Consider the following 16056-nt stretch of genomic DNA (forward strand, 5'->3'; position numbering starts at 1 on the left):
TCGTCCACCACGCGATAGCATCCCGCGATGCCCGGCAAGGTCGGGGCGGGAGGGCGCGATGCTGATCAAGAGGCCGTTCGAGTGGTGGGCCCGGCTAACGAAGGCCGAGGAGCCCTGCGACGTGTACGCGGGCGCGCCTGTGTACCTGACATCGGAGGAGCTCGAACAGCGCCGTGCGGACATGCGCGAGGCCTGCGAGCGCGACAAGGCAGTGGGGGACATGGGACTGACGGTGCTTCATCACGACGACCGACTGCGATCACGAGAGCCCGAACTTACCGATCCTAGCCCAGGACATCATGCCGAACGCGCCCGACCAACCTTGGGTCAAACCGGCGCGTAGCCGGTCATTCGGCAGGTCATTTCGGACGCGGCCTGCGTAGGTGATTGTGTAGCCGCTTGCCTTGGCGACGAGCTCGACGGTGACCGGATTGGGCCCCGTGGCGGTGAGGATGCCGGCGCCGATGGTGGCGTTGATCATCGTCAGGGTCAGGAGGAGGTTCACCGCGAAGGGAGACCGCCCCGCCGTCCCGTACAGCGCCAGGATCCTTAGGCATTCCGCAGGAGGATCGCCGTCCGGGCAGTGGAGGACGTGACGAGGAAGGCGAGGACGATGTTCACGAGCGTCACGCCGAGCGTGAAGCGGACCCGAGAGAGCGGCTGCGGCCATCTGATGTTCTGGCTCATCGGACGGACAGGCCATCTGCCACTCGCGCTTAGAAACCATAGCCAACTTCCCGGCTGTTGCCCCGCTGCAGGTTGTAAAGACGCGACAGAGCGAAGAGCGGGAAGAACAGCCGGTAGCCATGGTACTTGAGGTAGAACACCCGCGGGAAGCCGACGGCGTTGTAGGCCCGCTCCCGCCACTCGCCGTCCTCGCCTTGCGTCCGCTGCAGGTAGGCCGCCCCGCGCAGTACCGCTGGGTGATCAGCCTGTCCGACGGCCATCAGGCCGAGCACCGCCCATGCCGTCTGTGAGGGCAGGCTCTCGGCGTTCTCAACGTAGTGGCCAAGGTCGTAGCTGCGCTCGTCTTCGCCCCAGCCGCCGTCCGCGCGCTGGATCGAAACCAGCCAGTCAACGGCCCGGCGCACCATCGGGTCGTCGTGCGGAACCCCGGCCGCGTTGAGCGCGCAGAGCACCGACCACGTGCCGTAGACGTAGTTGGTGCCCCAGCGCCCATACCAGCTGCCGTCGCGCTCCTGCTCGGCCCGAAGGTAGGCCAAGGCGCGCTCGATAGCCGGCCGGTCCTCCTCGTGGCCGAGCTGAGACAGGAAGGAGATGCAGCGGCCGGTCACGTCGGCGGTTGGCGGGTCGAGCAAAGCGCCGTGGTCCGAGAACGGGATGTGGTTCAGAAACTCTCGGTCGTTGTCGGCATCGAAGGCGCCCCAGCCACCGTTGCGGCTCTGCAGCCCCACGATCCAACGTCGCGCCTTCTCGACCGCCTCGGCGTGCTCGGGACGACCGTTGCGGTGGAGCAGCATGGCGACCACGGCCGTGTCGTCCACGTCCGGATAGTGGTCGTTGCGGTACTGGAAGGCCCAGCCGCCGGGCTCTGCGTCCGGCCTGACCTCGGCCCAGTCCCCACGCACGCCTGTGACCTGGCGCGCCACCAGCCAGTCACAGGCGGCGTCGAGCTCTTTCTGGACCTCGACGCCGCCGCTGCGTGCCGCCTCGATCAGGGCATGCCCGGACAAGCTAGTGTCCCAGACCGGCGAGACGCAGGGTTGGCAGTAGACCTCCTCGTCCGTCTCGATGAGCAGCTTGTCGATGGCCTTCCAGATCGTGACGCGGCGCGGGTCGTCCTCGGGGTAGCCGAGCACGTCGTACATCATCAGTGCGTAGGCCATGGCCGGATAGATCGCGCCAAGCCCGTCCTCGCCGTTCAGGCGCTGCTCAACGAAGTCGACGGCCTTGGCGATGGCGCTCTCGCGCGCGACCTTCGAGAACAGGGGCTCGGTCCAGCGCAGCACTGTGTCGATGTGCTTGAACACCACGCCCCAGCGTGAGCGGTAGGGACCGCGGATCCAATCGCGAACCTGATCCGGCGGCGTCCGGAAGATCTCTTCGAAGCTCACCCGGCGCGGGTTGCGGGCGCGTGGCTGGAGCGCCTGCAGCACGAGGAGCGGTACCACGCAGGTGCGGGCCCAGTACGACATCGCCCAGATGTTGAAGAAGGACCACTTTGGCAGGTGCATGATCTCGACGGGCATCACCGGTACGCCGCGCCACGGGATGGCACCGAACAGGGCAAGCTGGATGCGGGTGAAGACGTTGGCCCGCTCCGCTCCACCGTGGCCGAGAATGGCCTGGCGCGCCCGCGCCATGTGCGGCGCCTGCGGATCGTCGCCGAGGGCCTTCAGGGCGCAGTAGGCCTTCACGCTGGCCGAGATGTTGAACTCGCCGGCGTGGAACATGGGCCAGCCGCCGTGCTCGCCCTGGGTGCTCCTGAGGTAGGCGCCGATCCGGGCCTGCCGCTCGGGCGTGATGCGGTCCATGTAGTGCTCCAGCAGCACGTACTCGGCCGGGATGGTGGCGTCCGCCTCCAGCTCGAAGACCCAGTGGCCGTCACGGCGCTGACGGCGGCCTAGGGCGCGGCCGGCGCCGGCGATGGCACGCAGGGTCTCAGGCGCGGAGAAGCGAGGCTCCGTGTTCATCGGTCACTCTACTCGTGTTGGGTTGCGGCTAGCGTCGGGCCATGCGGGGGCCGCGACGGCTCAGAGGAGCTTGAGGATGTCGTCGAAGACGCCGTCCCACTGGTTCTGGCTCATCTCGACCAATCCGAGGCTGCGCAGGAAGAAGGCTCCCTCGGCGGCGAGAAAGGCCGTGCGGGCCCGGCGCTCTGCCTCGGAGCCGGGGTCGAATCTGCCGATCCATGTTGCGTACCAGGAGCGGACGCGCTGCAGGTACTCGGGCGATTGCAGCAGGGTCACGAGCATGCCGGCCATCTTGGTCTGTGTGGCCTCGTCGATCCGGCCTGATGCCACGACGTAGCCCCGCGCGCGCTCGATGGTGCCCGCATCCGCCGCGGTACTGCGCGCGACCTCGACGTCGAACGCCGCGAACCACCGCTCGACCATGGCGGCGATCAGGTCGTCCTTGCTGCCGAAGCAGTATTGCAGGCCGCCCTTGGTGATGCCGGCGGCCTTGGCCAGGGCGTCGAAGGTCAGCGCCGTGGCGCCCTCCTCGCGCACGATGCGCTCGGCGATGTCGAGGACCTTCTCGCGGTCGATGCTCCTCGGACGACCCATCAGACCTACCTACCTTTCCAATCCATACGGATGGAATTAAATAAGGTCTCAAAGGATGGCAAGTCGCGCCTTGTAATACGGCGCCGGACGGTCACCGAGAATGGATTGTCCGACCCACACCGACCGCATCCGAAACACAAGCTGCGCTTCCAGTATGTGGATCGGCGTCGAACACGGACCTACTGGTCACCCGCGCCTAAGTATCTGAAAAAATTTGTTTTGGCCCCCGACAGTGGGTGCCGATTCGGAGCCGATCGGCGTCCAAAGGGTGCCCACTTCCGTGAAAGAAAAGCCTTTTCGGTCAGATCTTTGAGCACGAGTCGGCGGTGGGCCGAGTTTGGACGTTGATCCACATGCCGGCAGGCCGAGACGTTCCTGCGAGACGTGTCCGCTCCGGCCCGAACGGGGCACGTCATGCAGCGCAGACCGAAGAACGAACAGGCATGAGCGGGGACGCCGCGCAGGTGGCCTACCAGGCCGCTGGCGTCATCGTGCTGGCCTACGCTGCCGATGCGAAACCGCCTCTCACCCAGAAGCTGACCGCGCGCCTGCACGCCCTTTTGGCCGACGCTGTTCAAGATCAGGCCGGAGGCGCTCCTTGGGTGCTGCTGGAGCGGCTGAACGCCGCGCTTGACGCGTTTGAGACCGAGCTCCGCTCCGTCGTAGGCCCAGGGTCACGTCCCTGGACGCGGCGACGGGCGCAGCCTCGATGGAGCACCGGTCCGAGGCCGGCCAGCCGCTCCGGGCCTTCGGCGGCCAGTAGGCGAGACAGTGACCGCAAGCACCCTTTCGCCCGTCGGACAAGCTGGAATACAGATCACGTATGAGTGAGGCACCGGGGACAGTCAGGACCTTCTCGCATCCCGGCCGGGGGCGGAACAAGGCGCGCAGCGTACCCAAGGGGCGCCAGGTCGAGCCGCGGGCGAAGGTCGAGATCGAGGAGCTTCTCGGCTCCCGCTCGCGCCAGCGCGACCTGCTCATCGAGCACCTCCACCTGATCCAGGACACCTACGGCCAGATCAGCGCCGAGCACTTGGCGGCGCTGGCCGACGAGATGGCCCTGGCCTTCGCCGAGGTGTTCGAGACCGCGACCTTCTACGCGCATTTCGACGTCGTGAAGGAGGGTGAGGCTTCCATCCCGAGGCTGACCGTCCGGGTCTGCGACAGCATCACCTGTGCGATGTTCGGCGCCGACGCGTTGCTGGAGACGCTCCAGCGGGAACTCGCCTCCGACGCCGTCCGCGTCGTGCGCGCGCCCTGCGTCGGCCTGTGCGACCACGCGCCTGCCGTCGAGGTCGGGCACAACTTCCTGCACAAGGCCGACCTCGCCTCCGTGCGGGCCGCGGTCGAGGCGGGCGACACGCACGCTCACATCCCGGACTACGTCGACTACGAGGCCTATCGGGCCGCCGGCGGGTACGCGACCCTCGACCGGCTCCGCAGCGGCGACCTTCCGGTCGACGACGTCCTGAAGGTGCTCGACGACGGCGGCCTGCGCGGCCTCGGCGGCGCGGGCTTCCCGACGGGGCGCAAGTGGCGCTCGGTGCGTGGCGAGCCCGGCCCCCGGCTGATGGCGGTCAACGGGGACGAGGGCGAGCCCGGCACCTTCAAGGACCAGCTCTACCTCAACACCGACCCGCACCGCTTCCTCGAGGGCATGTTGATCGGCGCCCACGTCGTCGAGGCGCCGGAGGTCTACATCTACCTGCGGGACGAATACCCCATCTCCCGCGAGATCCTGACGCGCGAGATCGCGAAGCTCCCCGAGGGCGGCCCGCGCATCCACCTGCGCCGCGGTGCCGGCGCCTATATCTGCGGCGAGGAATCCTCGCTGATCGAGTCCCTCGAGGGCAAGCGCGGGTTGCCGCGGCACAAGCCGCCGTTCCCGTTCCAGGTCGGCCTGTTCAACCGTCCGACGCTGATCAACAACATCGAGACGCTGTTCTGGGTCCGCGACCTGATCGAGCGGGGCGGCGATTGGTGGAAGAGCCACGGCCGCAACGACCGCGTCGGCCTGCGCTCCTACTCGGTCTCGGGGCGGGTGAAGGAGCCGGGCGTCAAGCTCGCTCCGGCGGGCCTCACCATCCAGGAACTCATCGACGAGTATTGCGGCGGCATGGCAGACGGCCACACCTTCGCGGCCTACCTGCCGGGCGGTGCGTCCGGCGGCATCCTGCCGGCGTCGATGAACGACATCCCGCTCGATTTCGGGACGCTGGAGAAGTACGGCTGCTTCATCGGGTCCGCCGCCGTCGTGATCCTGTCGGACCGGGACGATGTGCGCGGCGCCGCGTTGAACCTGATGCGGTTCTTCGAGGACGAGAGCTGCGGGCAGTGCACCCCCTGCCGTTCGGGGACCCAGAAGGCCCGCATCCTGATGGAGCAGGGCGTCTGGGACACCGAACTCCTGGGCGAGCTGTCCCAGTGCATGCGGGACGCCTCGATCTGCGGCCTCGGCCAAGCCGCCTCGAACCCGCTCAGCAGCGTCATCAAGTATTTCCCGGACCTGTTCCCCGCCCCGCGCGCCGCGGCTGCCGAGTGAGGCAACCGATGGCGCCGGCGAACTCTACCCCGATGTCCGAGCCAGGAGCGGCCGCATGAGCAACGCCCCCGAACAGCACGGCGACAAGACCGAGAAGTCCGAGATCCGGGCCGACGGGCTGCAGGATGCGGGCGGTCCCGCGCAGGGCCCGAAGCCGGAGGCCGGCGGCTCCTACTCGGAAGGCGCGAAGGCGGGCGGCCAGGCCGCACCGGAGCCGTCGGGCCTGCACGATCTGAAGGGGCGGCCGACCGCACCCCCGACCATCGCGTTCGAGCTCGACGGACAGCAGGTCGAGGCCGCCCCCGGCGAGACGATCTGGGCCGTCGCCAAGCGCCTCGGCACCCACATCCCGCACCTCTGCCACAAGCCCGAGCCCGGCTACCGTCCGGACGGCAATTGCCGCGCCTGCATGGTCGAGATCGAGGGCGAGCGCGTGCTGGCCGCCTCGTGCAAGCGCACGCCGGCCGTGGGCATGAAGGTCAAGACTGCGACCGAGCGCGCCACCAAGGCGCGCGCTATGGTGCTCGAACTGCTCGTGGCCGACCAGCCCGAGCGCGAGACCTCGCACGACCCGACATCGCACTTCTGGGTGCAGGCCGACTTCCTCGACGTATCCGAGAGCCGCTTTCCCGCAGCCGAGCGCTGGACCGGCGACTTCAGCCACCCGGCCATGAGCGTCAATCTCGACGCCTGCATCCAGTGCAACCTCTGCGTCCGCGCCTGCCGCGAGGTCCAGGTCAACGACGTCATCGGCATGGCCTACCGCTCGGCGGGCGCCAAGGTCGTGTTCGACTTCGACGACCCGATGGGCGGCTCGACCTGCGTGGCCTGCGGCGAGTGCGTCCAGGCCTGTCCGACCGGCGCGCTGATGCCGTCCGCCTACCTTGACGCGGAGCACAAGACCCGGACGGTCTATCCCGACCGCGAGGTGACCTCGCTGTGCCCCTATTGCGGCGTCGGCTGCCAGGTCTCCTACAAGGTGAAGGACGAGAAGATCGTCTACGCCGAGGGCGTGAACGGCCCGGCCAACCACAACCGACTCTGCGTGAAGGGGCGCTTCGGCTTCGACTACGTCCACCACCCCCACCGCCTGACGGCGCCGCTGATCCGCCTGGACAACATCCCGAAGGACGCCAACGATCAGGTCGACCCGGCCAACCCGTGGACGCACTTCCGCGAGGCGACCTGGGAGGAGGCGCTCGACCGCGCCGCCGGCGGCCTCAAGACGGTCCGCGACACGCATGGCCGCAAGGCGCTCGCCGGCTTCGGCTCCGCGAAGGGCTCGAACGAGGAGGCCTACCTCTTCCAGAAGCTCGTCCGGCTCGGGTTCGGCTCGAACAATGTCGACCACTGCACCCGGCTGTGCCACGCCTCGTCGGTCGCCGCCCTCATGGAGGGGCTGAACTCGGGCGCCGTGTCGGCGCCGTTCTCGGCGGCGCTCGACGCCGAGGTCATCATCGTGATCGGCGCCAACCCGACCGTGAACCACCCGGTCGCGGCGACCTTCCTCAAGAACGCCGTGAAGCAACGCGGCGCCAAGCTGATCGTCATGGACCCGCGCCGGCAGGTGCTGTCGCGGCACGCCTACAAGCACCTCGCGTTCAAGCCCGGCTCGGACGTGGCGATGCTCAACGCGATGCTCAACGTGATCATCGAGGAGCGGCTCTACGACGAGCAGTACATCGCCGGCTACACCGAGAACTTCGAGGCGCTGAAGGAGAAGATCGTCGAGTTCACGCCGGAGAAGATGGCCTCGGTCTGCGGCATCGACGCGGAGACGCTGCGCGAGGTCGCCCGGCTCTACGCCCGCGCCAAGTCCTCGATCATCTTCTGGGGCATGGGCATCAGCCAGCACGTCCACGGCACGGACAACTCGCGCTGCCTGATCGCGCTCGCCCTCGTCACGGGGCAGATCGGGCGCCCCGGCACCGGCCTGCATCCGCTGCGCGGCCAGAACAACGTCCAGGGCGCGTCCGACGCCGGCCTGATCCCGATGGTCTACCCGGACTACCAGTCGGTCGAGAAGGCCGCGGTGCGGGAGATGTTCGAGGAGTTCTGGGGTCAGAAGCTCGACCCGCAGAGGGGCCTCACCGTCGTCGAGATCATGCGGGCGATCCACGCCGGCGAGATCAAGGGCATGTTCGTCGAGGGCGAGAACCCGGCGATGTCCGATCCCGACCTGAACCACGCCCGTCACGCCTTGGCGATGCTCGACCACCTCGTCGTGCAGGACCTGTTCCTGACGGAGACCGCCTTCCACGCCGACGTGGTGCTGCCGGCCTCTGCCTTCGCCGAGAAGGCCGGCACCTTCACCAACACCGACCGTCGCGTGCAGATCTCGCAGCCGGTGGTGTCCCCGCCGGGCGACGCGCGGCAGGATTGGTGGATCATCCAGGAACTGGGGAAGCCCCTCGGCCTGCCCTGGAACTACGGCGGCCCGGCCGACATCTTCCGCGAGATGGCCATGGTGATGCCGTCGTTCAACAACATCACCTGGGAGCGCCTGGAGCGCGAGGGCGCCGTGACCTACCCGGTCGACGCGCCGGACAAGCCCGGCAACGAGATCATCTTCTACGCCGGCTTTCCCACGGAGAGCGGGCGCGCGAAGATCGTCCCGGCTGCCGTGGTGCCGCCGGACGAGCTGCCGGACGAGGACTACCCGATGGTCCTGTCGACCGGCCGCGTGCTCGAACCCTGGCACACCGGGTCGATGACCCGGCGCGCCGGCGTCCTCGACGCGCTGGAGCCCGAGGCGGTCGCCTTCATGGCGCCGAAGGAGCTCTACCGGCTCGGGCTGGAGCCCGGCGACACGATGAAGCTGGAGACGCGCCGCGGCGCCGTCCACCTGAAGGTGCGCTCCGACCGCGACGTGCCGGTCGGCATGATCTTCATGCCGTTCTGCTACGCCGAGGCCGCGGCCAACCTGCTGACGAACCCGGCGCTCGACCCGATGGGCAAGATCCCCGAGTTCAAGTTCTGCGCGGCCCGGGCCTCCGCCGTCCACGCGACGCCCATGGCCGCCGAGTAGCGGCCGATCGAACGAACTACCCGTCGGCACGTCCCCCGGCGTGCCGCCCGACCTCGAATGTAGAGACTGTGAGAATAGAGGGCAGCGCCTGCAGCGGAACCACTAAGGGTAACAGTTGAAGGTTTGGTCCTGCTGTGTGGTGGTGAGGTTGACCACCTTGCTGCGGGCGATGCGGCTTATGGCCAAATTCTGCACGGTCGTGTCCGCCACGAGCACAGCATCAAGCATCGCCTGACAAAGCCCAACCACCCATGAATCAGGATCAAGTTAAGCGGATGAAAAGCACCCTCAAGGACGCGGCAGTCAAACGCCTGCAAGCATGACCTTCAGGTCTGGACGAAGGCTTCTAGACGCCTCAAGCTCCACCCATCACCCCACATCCTGGAACGATGAATCTTAAGTTGTTTAGTAATATCTTGTTCTACTTTGAATCCTGCTAATTACCCTGGGACACTACGCCCAGAGAGCGAATGTTCACCGTATTGCGCGTCCATGACAACTGACTTTTAAGTTACGGATTGCATAATTCACCGAGTCCAAGACCGACCGAAAGCATATCTTGAGCCGCCCGCACTCGCGTCGAGTGCTCGGATGGTGGTCGGTTCAGTTTTAGGCCAGTCAGTCCGGCAAGCTTGCGGAACAGGCGACGCACTTCCTGCGCCTCGAGAGCTGTACGGCTGGAACGTCCGCCTTTGCTAACGGCGCGGAACACTCATGGCCTTACCTGGGCCCCTTTGAGCATCGTCGCAGACGATCTGGAACGCGGGCGGCTGGTGCGTGCCGCCGGCCCGGCCAGCGACATTCCCGTCGAGATCCGCCTCTACCGTCCGCGTGCCCGGTAAAGCCCGGCGGCAGAGCGGCTCTGGTCACTCCTAATCAACTCCGACCAGGATGAGCAAGCTGAAAGACCGTTGCAGTGCCTCCGACCTGAGGTCGAGCTCGGCTCAGACGCCGAACGGCCATAGAGGCAGCGGGCTGCGATTGGGCCTCAACGATTAGGCGTCGCGTAGCTCCTTGATCATCAGGCTCGATCGTCACAGCCGAGGCCTGTCGAGAGAAGCAGATCCGGCGAACAGTTCGGTTTCGGCATGGTCGCACCGCCGAGCCTAACGAGTGAGCAGGCTGCATTAATTTTCAACCCGGCACGCCTCAACGTGGGCAATTTGGCGGAATGGTGCCAACAGTCACCATTGCGCACGTTCCTCACTCCAATGAAAATTTCTTCCAAGGAAATGCCGATCACTCCGCGACGTGGCGGGCTCAACCGTGGGACGGTTTGTTGAAGACCCCTCTCGCACGCATCGCCTGAGCTTCGCGAACCCGTTTTGGAGACCTGATGAATGATTGATCAGGGCATTAAAAGTCGCCCAGTCTATGAGCGGCTCAAAATCGATCCCACAGGTCTACGCCACCTCTTGGCGACTGACGCGGCTGCCTTTCTCTCCGACCCGTTCGTGGCAGGTGCGCAGGGCTTAGAGGTTTGGAGCGTTGGCTCTCGCGAAGCCGCGGGCGTGACCGCGCGGCCTATGACGGATAAAGGCCGCAACTTCCGGTCTGTCCAGCAGATGCTCGACCGGCTCGCGCACCGCTTAGAGCACGAGCAGATGGGTTTGCGGCTGTATGCAGCCGGGCAAGAGGGATTTCTTTGGGATGTCCATGGCATTGCTCAACGCGCCGGAATGGGCAAGCGAGAGATCTTTCTGACCCATTTCGGGTCGCAAGCACGTCGCGTCCATTGTGTTCACTGCCAAACTTTCAACGAACGCGTGACCACGACAATCGTTCGCTGCGACGGCTGCGGCGCCAACCTGTTCGTGCGAGACCATTTCTCGCGTCGCCTGTCCGCCTTCATGGGCGTGAAGGTCGACGCAGAAGTTCCCGGCGATGTTCCTTCCGCAGAGCAGGCCTATCTATGATCCTCCAAGGCAATCTGCCGGCGCGCGTGGTTGGCATTGAGCGCATTAGCCCGACGCTCAAGCGCTTCCGATTCGCACCGGATAACGGACGTGAATTCCCCACAGCGGCACCCGGCGCGCATATTCTGATCACCCTCAAGGGCCGTGATCGCGTTTGGAAGAACGCCTATTCGCTGGTGACGCCGCCCGATCACCGCGACCAATACGCGATCATCGTCCGTCGGGCGCAGGAGTCTCGCGGTGGCTCGCACTTTTTGCACGATATCATCCAGGGCGGGGAGAAGGTCGAACTTAGCGCTCCCGCAAGTTTGTTTCCGATCGCATCGCTAGCCCGCAAACATATCCTGATCGGAGGCGGCATCGGCCTGACGCCGTTCCTGTCTTACCTGCCTGTGCTCAAATCCCGTTCGGCGGCGTTCGAACTTCACCAGTTCTGCTCCGCGGACGAGGTCGACGCTTTCAGAAGCCTTGTCGGTGACGACAGCCAAGTTCGCGTGCACGGATCGCACGCGCGGCCTTCGCTTGAGGACATTCTCTTCTCCCAGCCCCTCGGAACGCATGTTTACACTTGCGGTCCCGAGGGGCTGATGAACGCCGTGACCCGGACGGCGCGTCAGCTTGGCTGGCCGGAGAACTCGATCCATCAGGAAAGTTTCGGGGCCGCCGCCGGAGGCGAGCCTTTCATCGTCCGGCTAAGCCAATCTCAGAAGACGATCCAGGTCGGCGAGACGCAGAGCCTACTCGAAGCTCTCGAGAGTGCCGGCGTTGACGCACCCTGCCTTTGCCGCGGCGGGGCATGCGGCGTCTGCCTCGTGCCCGTAATAGACGGTGAGCCCGACCACCGAGATCATGTTCTCTCCGACGCGGAGAAGGCCGAGGGCCGCCTAATAGCGACATGCGTCTCGAGAGCAAAATCCGGGTCCCTGGTACTTGATCTCTGAGGAGGTAATTATGGGTATCCAATTCAAACTCAACGAGACATTCCGGGACGATTTTTCGTACAAGAACAGCGATACGGCTGTTTTGCGTTTTCCGTTCCCGTTTGCCGAAGACAAATACATGTACTCGGTAAACATCGAGCCGCATGTCAAAGGTGGCGGAAGCCCCGTGTTCGATCACGCATTCGATGTTGACGAGCACTACGTTGCTGAATGTCGCGAGCGCGCGATAGTGCTGGAAAAGGAGCCGAAGCGCTGCCAAGTGCTGCCGCACATGATGCCGGCTCAATGGGACACCCTCGAGCTCATTATGGAAAGCTTGGCGGCGGACTATCCCGAGCACTTCACGCTGGAGAAAGACGGGTCCAACTGGCACTGGGTTAATCAGCCCTTAGGTATAGATCAGCGCTTTGTCTTCGGCGATGTCGCCACACTTCCCTGCGAGCCGTTCGAGTATATTACGCGACAGGCGCAGGGCGATTTCACGCTTCAGGACCATAGAGACAACAATCTCTACGTCGACGGCGGTATGGTGACGACTCAAGCGGACTGGTCGCTTGAGTTCGATATTGGCATGAGCTTCCACGAATGGCATGGGCCCGTGCCGCTCGCCCACGACATCGGCGTGTTCGACCGAGCGTTGCAGTACCTGCTCCGGCTACAGTACGGTCACCCTGTGCGGCGGCTGAACTGGACGATGACGATCAATCCTCGCCTCGACACGTCGCCGGAAAATTATCCAGACTGGGGACCCGACCGTACAACAGTGACGTCCGAGAACGTCGCTCAGAAGGTTCACCTCCGCGTCGAGCTTCAGACTCTCTCCCGGCTGCCTCGGTCAAACGCCATCCTCTTCGGTGTTCGGTGCTACCTCATCAGCCTCCAAGACATCGAACGCGTTGAAAAATGGCGTAAGCGCCTTCACCGTGTCCTGAAAGGTCTTCCGCCTGAGTTGGCGGAGTATAAAGGTCTGACACGGTACGTGGGGCACGTCATCTCGCGTTTGGAAGCAACTGACGACGGCGCCGCGTTATCGCTAGGAATTCAGCCAGATCAGTCTCGGTTGCCCGCTTAGGGCCCGGCAGCACGAGTGCAGGCTGATGCGAATAGGCGGCAATGCGCACTGCCGCTGGAAGCTGCTGAGGGCAGCGCTCTCAAGGCGGCGATACAATCTCGGTCAACTGCGCGGGGGATCCGACTAGGTCCTCCCGCGACAATAGGCTCCCAAACTCAGGACACGCTCGATCCGCTCGAGCTATAACGCCAATAAAGACTCGCAGACCGTTCGTGCGGAGCGCTCCATATCACCTTGCGCGCCCGCCACGGCAGTTTTCAGTTGGAGATCGACCTAGGGATCGTGCTCAGTAACGTTGTTCGGAGTTTGTGCCATGCGAAATCTCTACAGCGAGATAGGCGAGGATAAGCTCCGCCTCCTAGTGGACAAATTCTACGACATCGTCGAGCAAGATCCGGCGGTTGAAGAATTGCACCTTCTCCATCTGCGCGGCCACGGCATCAATCATTCCAGGTCCGAACAGTTCAGGTTCCTGTCGGGATTTTTCGGAGGGCCCAAGCTGTACGTTGAGAAATTCGGCCATGCCAACCTGACGCGGATCCATGAGCACATCGAGATCGGGCCCACCTTGCGTACGCTATGGCTCAACTGCATGGCGCGGGCAGTGAGCGAAATTAAGTTACCGGAGGAAACGGGGGCAGAAGTAATGCGGCATCTCACCAGAATAGTAAGTACCATCGGCCGGAGCCGCCAGTAAAACCCGCCAAATTTTCCCTGATTGGGATTGCCAGAGGGCGGTGCAGAAAAGCCTACCTCCGGCCCGGTCCGCAATCGAAGCGTGGCTGCACAGCCAGCCGAACTCGGCGCTTCTACGCCGTCAGACCATCAAGAGACAACAGAGAACCATTGAAGCCTAGGTTCAAAAAATACAACCAAGGAGAACTATCATGAACACCGTATCGTCTGGGACAGCCGGTCCCCCAATAGTGGCCGCTACACCTAAAATACATTCCGCAGAGGAGGGCAAACTCCACCGCTCGATCAACTGGACAGGCGCATTCTGGGTGGCCAGCGGTGTGCCAGCCCTCGTCCTGTTCTCCGTCGGCGGCATCGCTGGTAACACCGGCAAGCTCGCCTTTCTGATCTGGACGTTGTCCATGATCATGGGATTTCTTCAGTCGTTCACCTACGCGGAGATCGCAGGTCTATTTCCGAACAAGTCGGGTGGTGCTTCCGTGTACGGAGCGGCCGCATGGGTGCGGTACTCGAAACTCACTGCCCCCCTGTCCGTCTGGTGTAACTGGGTGGCGTGGTCGCCCGTGCTCTCGCTCGGATGTTCGATCGCAGCTGCATACATCCTCAATGCCTTCGCGCCTCAGCCGTCAGCAACGTCGGCCGCGGTGACGGATTGGCTCGCGACCCATGGCGCAAATCTGCAGATGACGGACGCCGAGAAGACGGCCGCTGCAGTTGCCGCGCTGTCGCCGGGCATCCGGACCTGGTCGCTGTTCCAGACGAGCTTCGGCCCAGTTTCAATGTCGCTCAACGCAGCTTTCTTCATTGGCGCTGCTCTGATGCTCGCGGTTTTCGCAATCCAGCATCGTGGTGTCTCCGGCACAGCCAGCGTGCAAAAGTACATCGGTCTTGTTGTGATCATTCCGATGTTCATCGTTGGCGTCGTCCCGCTTCTGATCAACGGCGTGAACTGGTCTAATTTCTCGCCGCTTGTACCGCTGGCAGCGCCGAATGCGCCGGCATCTGGCGAGTGGAACATCGCGGGCTGGACCTTGGTGCTCGGTGGCATGTTCATCGCGGCATGGTCGACTTACGCGTTCGAGACGGCGATCTGCTACACGAGCGAGTTCCGGGATCCGGCCAAGGACACGTTCAAGGCAATCTTCTACTCTGGTCTGCTCTGCCTTGTGCTGTTTACACTCGTGCCTTTCACTTTCCAGAGCATGCTGGGCGTTGAAGGCATGCTCGATCCTTCGATTGCCGACGGCTCAGGCGTCGCAGCCGCACTCGCCCATATGGTTGGCGGCGGTCATATCGTCGAGAGTGCCCTGGTCATGCTGATGATCCTGGCTCTCATCCTGTCCATCATGACGGCGATGGCAGGCTCGTCGCGCACTCTCTACCAGGGCTCAGTCGACGGTTGGCTGCCCCGCTACCTCAGTCACGTCAACGGCCACGGGGCTCCGACCCGCGCTATGTGGACCGACTTGTGCTTCAACCTGGTGATCCTCGCCATCGCCTGCGCCGATGCGACGAGCTTCTTCTTCATCCTTGCTGTCTCAAACTGTGGCTACATCATCTTCAACTTCCTCAACCTGAACTCGGCCTGGATCCACCGCATAGACTCCGCGGCGGTTCCGCGCCCTTACCGGGCACCGACATTCGTGCTCGGACTCGGCGTGCTCTTCTCCTTCGTAAATGTTGTCTTTCTTGGAGCTGGAGCGAAGGTCTGGAACCCGGTGGCTCTTTGGGCAGGGCTCATAACGGCAGCGATGATCATCCCGGTCTTTTGCTTCCGGCACTACGTCCAGGACGGTGGCAAATTCCCCGCGGAGATGTTCGAGGACCTGCATGTCGGGACAGAGCGGGCGATGGCTGAGCGCAAGGCCGGAGTCCTTCCCTACCTGGCTCTGGTCGCCGGCGTGGCAGTCCTGCTGCTCTCCAACTGGTTCTTTACGATCTGACGCGGCGCCTCACTAGGGTGCACGGCAGCCGCCGTGCACCCCCGTGGCACAGAACAGGGCAAGTGCGCCGTTGCGATGCGGCGCATTCACAGCCGGAAGGTTGTAGCCGAAAGGGCGCCTCGTAGACCGCTCAGAGACCGGACATGCGAGTGGAACAAGCCTGCCGCGTCCACGAATGTACTTCCTTCCACAATTCGATCCTCGTTGTGCCGGTCTGGCTTTCGCGCGAACAGCGAGCTTAGAGGGGGAACAATGACGACGCAGGTTTTGGTCAAATTAGACCCAAATGGCAGTAAGAGCGGTAAAGAGGTGCGGGGTCCCGCAACTCTGGGCGAAATCGTCGAGGGCACCTGTGAGCAGATCCTCGATGTCTTCATGACGAGCGAGAAGGGCAACTTCCTTGCCAGAGTTTGGACCTGCACCCCCGGAGTCATGAAACTGACCCACTATCCGTTCAACGAGATGGCGACCATCATTGAAGGACGCATCATCGTCACGGATGAGGACAGCGGCGTGGTTCAAGAGTTCGGGCCCGGCGACGGCTTTGCGATCCGCAAGGGTTTCCGCGGCACATGGCGTATGCCCGAGCGAGTCCACAAGCGCTTCGCGGCTGAGATCCCTAGCTCAGAATCCTGATTTCTTCGAGCAGCTGGTTCATTGTCCAGCTGTG

General features: G+C 64.1%; 12 protein-coding genes and 1 pseudogene. 9 read left to right on the forward strand and 4 right to left on the reverse strand.

Going from position 1 to position 16056, the window contains the following annotated elements:
• Nucleotides 1–259: 259 nt before the first annotated feature.
• The 4 genes from A3862_RS31795 to A3862_RS04350 all read right to left on the reverse strand — a co-directional run bounded on the left by A3862_RS31795 (nt 260) and on the right by A3862_RS04350 (nt 3248).
• Nucleotides 260–481, reverse strand: coding sequence for a hypothetical protein (locus A3862_RS31795; RefSeq protein ID WP_205782319.1), 222 nt, complete (start codon nt 479–481; stop codon nt 260–262).
• Between the two features lie 68 nt (nt 482–549).
• The gene (locus tag A3862_RS31800) at nt 550–687 is read right to left on the reverse strand and encodes a hypothetical protein (RefSeq protein WP_205782321.1); all 138 of its coding nucleotides are present in this window, start codon (nt 685–687) and stop codon (nt 550–552) included.
• Between the two features lie 29 nt (nt 688–716).
• Nucleotides 717–2654 carry a squalene--hopene cyclase gene (gene shc / locus A3862_RS04345; RefSeq protein WP_111473259.1) on the reverse strand — a complete coding sequence of 646 codons (1938 nt, stop codon included), beginning with the start codon at nt 2652–2654 and terminating at the stop codon, nt 717–719.
• A gap of 60 nt (nt 2655–2714) precedes the next feature.
• A complete protein-coding gene (locus A3862_RS04350; RefSeq protein WP_111473260.1) occupies nt 2715–3248 on the reverse strand; it encodes a TetR/AcrR family transcriptional regulator in 534 nt (177 codons plus the stop codon).
• Between the two features lie 443 nt (nt 3249–3691).
• Between A3862_RS04350 and A3862_RS32560 the strand changes: the two are divergent.
• From A3862_RS32560 to A3862_RS04400, 9 genes and pseudogenes are all read left to right on the forward strand, one after another.
• Nucleotides 3692–4011 (forward strand): annotated as a pseudogene (locus A3862_RS32560) (hypothetical protein).
• A gap of 60 nt (nt 4012–4071) precedes the next feature.
• The gene (locus A3862_RS04360) at nt 4072–5790 is read left to right on the forward strand and encodes an NAD(P)H-dependent oxidoreductase subunit E (protein ID WP_111473261.1); all 1719 of its coding nucleotides are present in this window, start codon (nt 4072–4074) and stop codon (nt 5788–5790) included.
• 55 nt (nt 5791–5845) lie between these two features.
• Nucleotides 5846–8818: a formate dehydrogenase subunit alpha gene (fdhF, locus tag A3862_RS04365; RefSeq protein WP_111473262.1), complete on the forward strand. Its 2973-nt coding sequence runs from the start codon at nt 5846–5848 to the stop codon at nt 8816–8818.
• A 1340-nt stretch (nt 8819–10158) separates the two neighbouring features.
• Nucleotides 10159–10734 (forward strand): dimethylamine monooxygenase subunit DmmA family protein, encoded by a 576-nt coding sequence (locus tag A3862_RS04375; RefSeq protein WP_111473263.1) that lies wholly within the window; start codon nt 10159–10161, stop codon nt 10732–10734.
• Complete coding sequence (locus tag A3862_RS04380) at nt 10731–11675, forward strand: PDR/VanB family oxidoreductase (protein ID WP_111473264.1); 945 nt, start codon at nt 10731–10733, stop codon at nt 11673–11675. The genes A3862_RS04375 and A3862_RS04380 overlap by 4 nt, the downstream gene beginning before the upstream one ends.
• A 10-nt stretch (nt 11676–11685) precedes the next feature.
• Complete coding sequence (locus A3862_RS04385) at nt 11686–12747, forward strand: heme-dependent oxidative N-demethylase family protein (protein WP_111473265.1); 1062 nt, start codon at nt 11686–11688, stop codon at nt 12745–12747.
• 313 nt (nt 12748–13060) lie between these two features.
• Complete coding sequence (locus A3862_RS04390; protein ID WP_111473266.1) at nt 13061–13444, forward strand: globin domain-containing protein; 384 nt, start codon at nt 13061–13063, stop codon at nt 13442–13444.
• A 190-nt stretch (nt 13445–13634) separates the two neighbouring features.
• Nucleotides 13635–15386: an APC family permease gene (locus A3862_RS04395; RefSeq protein ID WP_111473267.1), complete on the forward strand. Its 1752-nt coding sequence runs from the start codon at nt 13635–13637 to the stop codon at nt 15384–15386.
• A gap of 252 nt (nt 15387–15638) precedes the next feature.
• Nucleotides 15639–16022 carry a cupin domain-containing protein gene (locus A3862_RS04400; protein WP_164706335.1) on the forward strand — a complete coding sequence of 128 codons (384 nt, stop codon included), beginning with the start codon at nt 15639–15641 and terminating at the stop codon, nt 16020–16022.
• The last annotated feature ends 34 nt before the right edge of the window (nt 16023–16056 follow it).

The sequence above is a fragment of the Methylobacterium sp. XJLW genome, from assembly GCF_003254375.1.
Classification (GTDB): Bacteria; Pseudomonadota; Alphaproteobacteria; order Rhizobiales; family Beijerinckiaceae; genus Methylobacterium; species Methylobacterium fujisawaense.

What these genes read in the sequence shown, in the direction of transcription:
- A3862_RS31795 (WP_205782319.1), bottom strand. Translation starts at nt 481, where the DNA reads ATGATCAACGCCACCATCGGCGCCGGCATCCTCACCGCCACGGGGCCC.
- A3862_RS31800 (WP_205782321.1), bottom strand. Translation starts at nt 687, where the DNA reads ATGAGCCAGAACATCAGATGGCCGCAGCCGCTCTCTCGGGTCCGCTTC.
- shc (WP_111473259.1), bottom strand. Translation starts at nt 2,654, where the DNA reads ATGAACACGGAGCCTCGCTTCTCCGCGCCTGAGACCCTGCGTGCCATC.
- A3862_RS04350 (WP_111473260.1), bottom strand. Translation starts at nt 3,248, where the DNA reads ATGGGTCGTCCGAGGAGCATCGACCGCGAGAAGGTCCTCGACATCGCC.
- A3862_RS04360 (WP_111473261.1), top strand. Translation starts at nt 4,072, where the DNA reads ATGAGTGAGGCACCGGGGACAGTCAGGACCTTCTCGCATCCCGGCCGG.
- fdhF (WP_111473262.1), top strand. Translation starts at nt 5,846, where the DNA reads ATGAGCAACGCCCCCGAACAGCACGGCGACAAGACCGAGAAGTCCGAG.
- A3862_RS04375 (WP_111473263.1), top strand. Translation starts at nt 10,159, where the DNA reads ATGATTGATCAGGGCATTAAAAGTCGCCCAGTCTATGAGCGGCTCAAA.
- A3862_RS04380 (WP_111473264.1), top strand. Translation starts at nt 10,731, where the DNA reads ATGATCCTCCAAGGCAATCTGCCGGCGCGCGTGGTTGGCATTGAGCGC.
- A3862_RS04385 (WP_111473265.1), top strand. Translation starts at nt 11,686, where the DNA reads ATGGGTATCCAATTCAAACTCAACGAGACATTCCGGGACGATTTTTCG.
- A3862_RS04390 (WP_111473266.1), top strand. Translation starts at nt 13,061, where the DNA reads ATGCGAAATCTCTACAGCGAGATAGGCGAGGATAAGCTCCGCCTCCTA.
- A3862_RS04395 (WP_111473267.1), top strand. Translation starts at nt 13,635, where the DNA reads ATGAACACCGTATCGTCTGGGACAGCCGGTCCCCCAATAGTGGCCGCT.
- A3862_RS04400 (WP_164706335.1), top strand. Translation starts at nt 15,639, where the DNA reads ATGACGACGCAGGTTTTGGTCAAATTAGACCCAAATGGCAGTAAGAGC.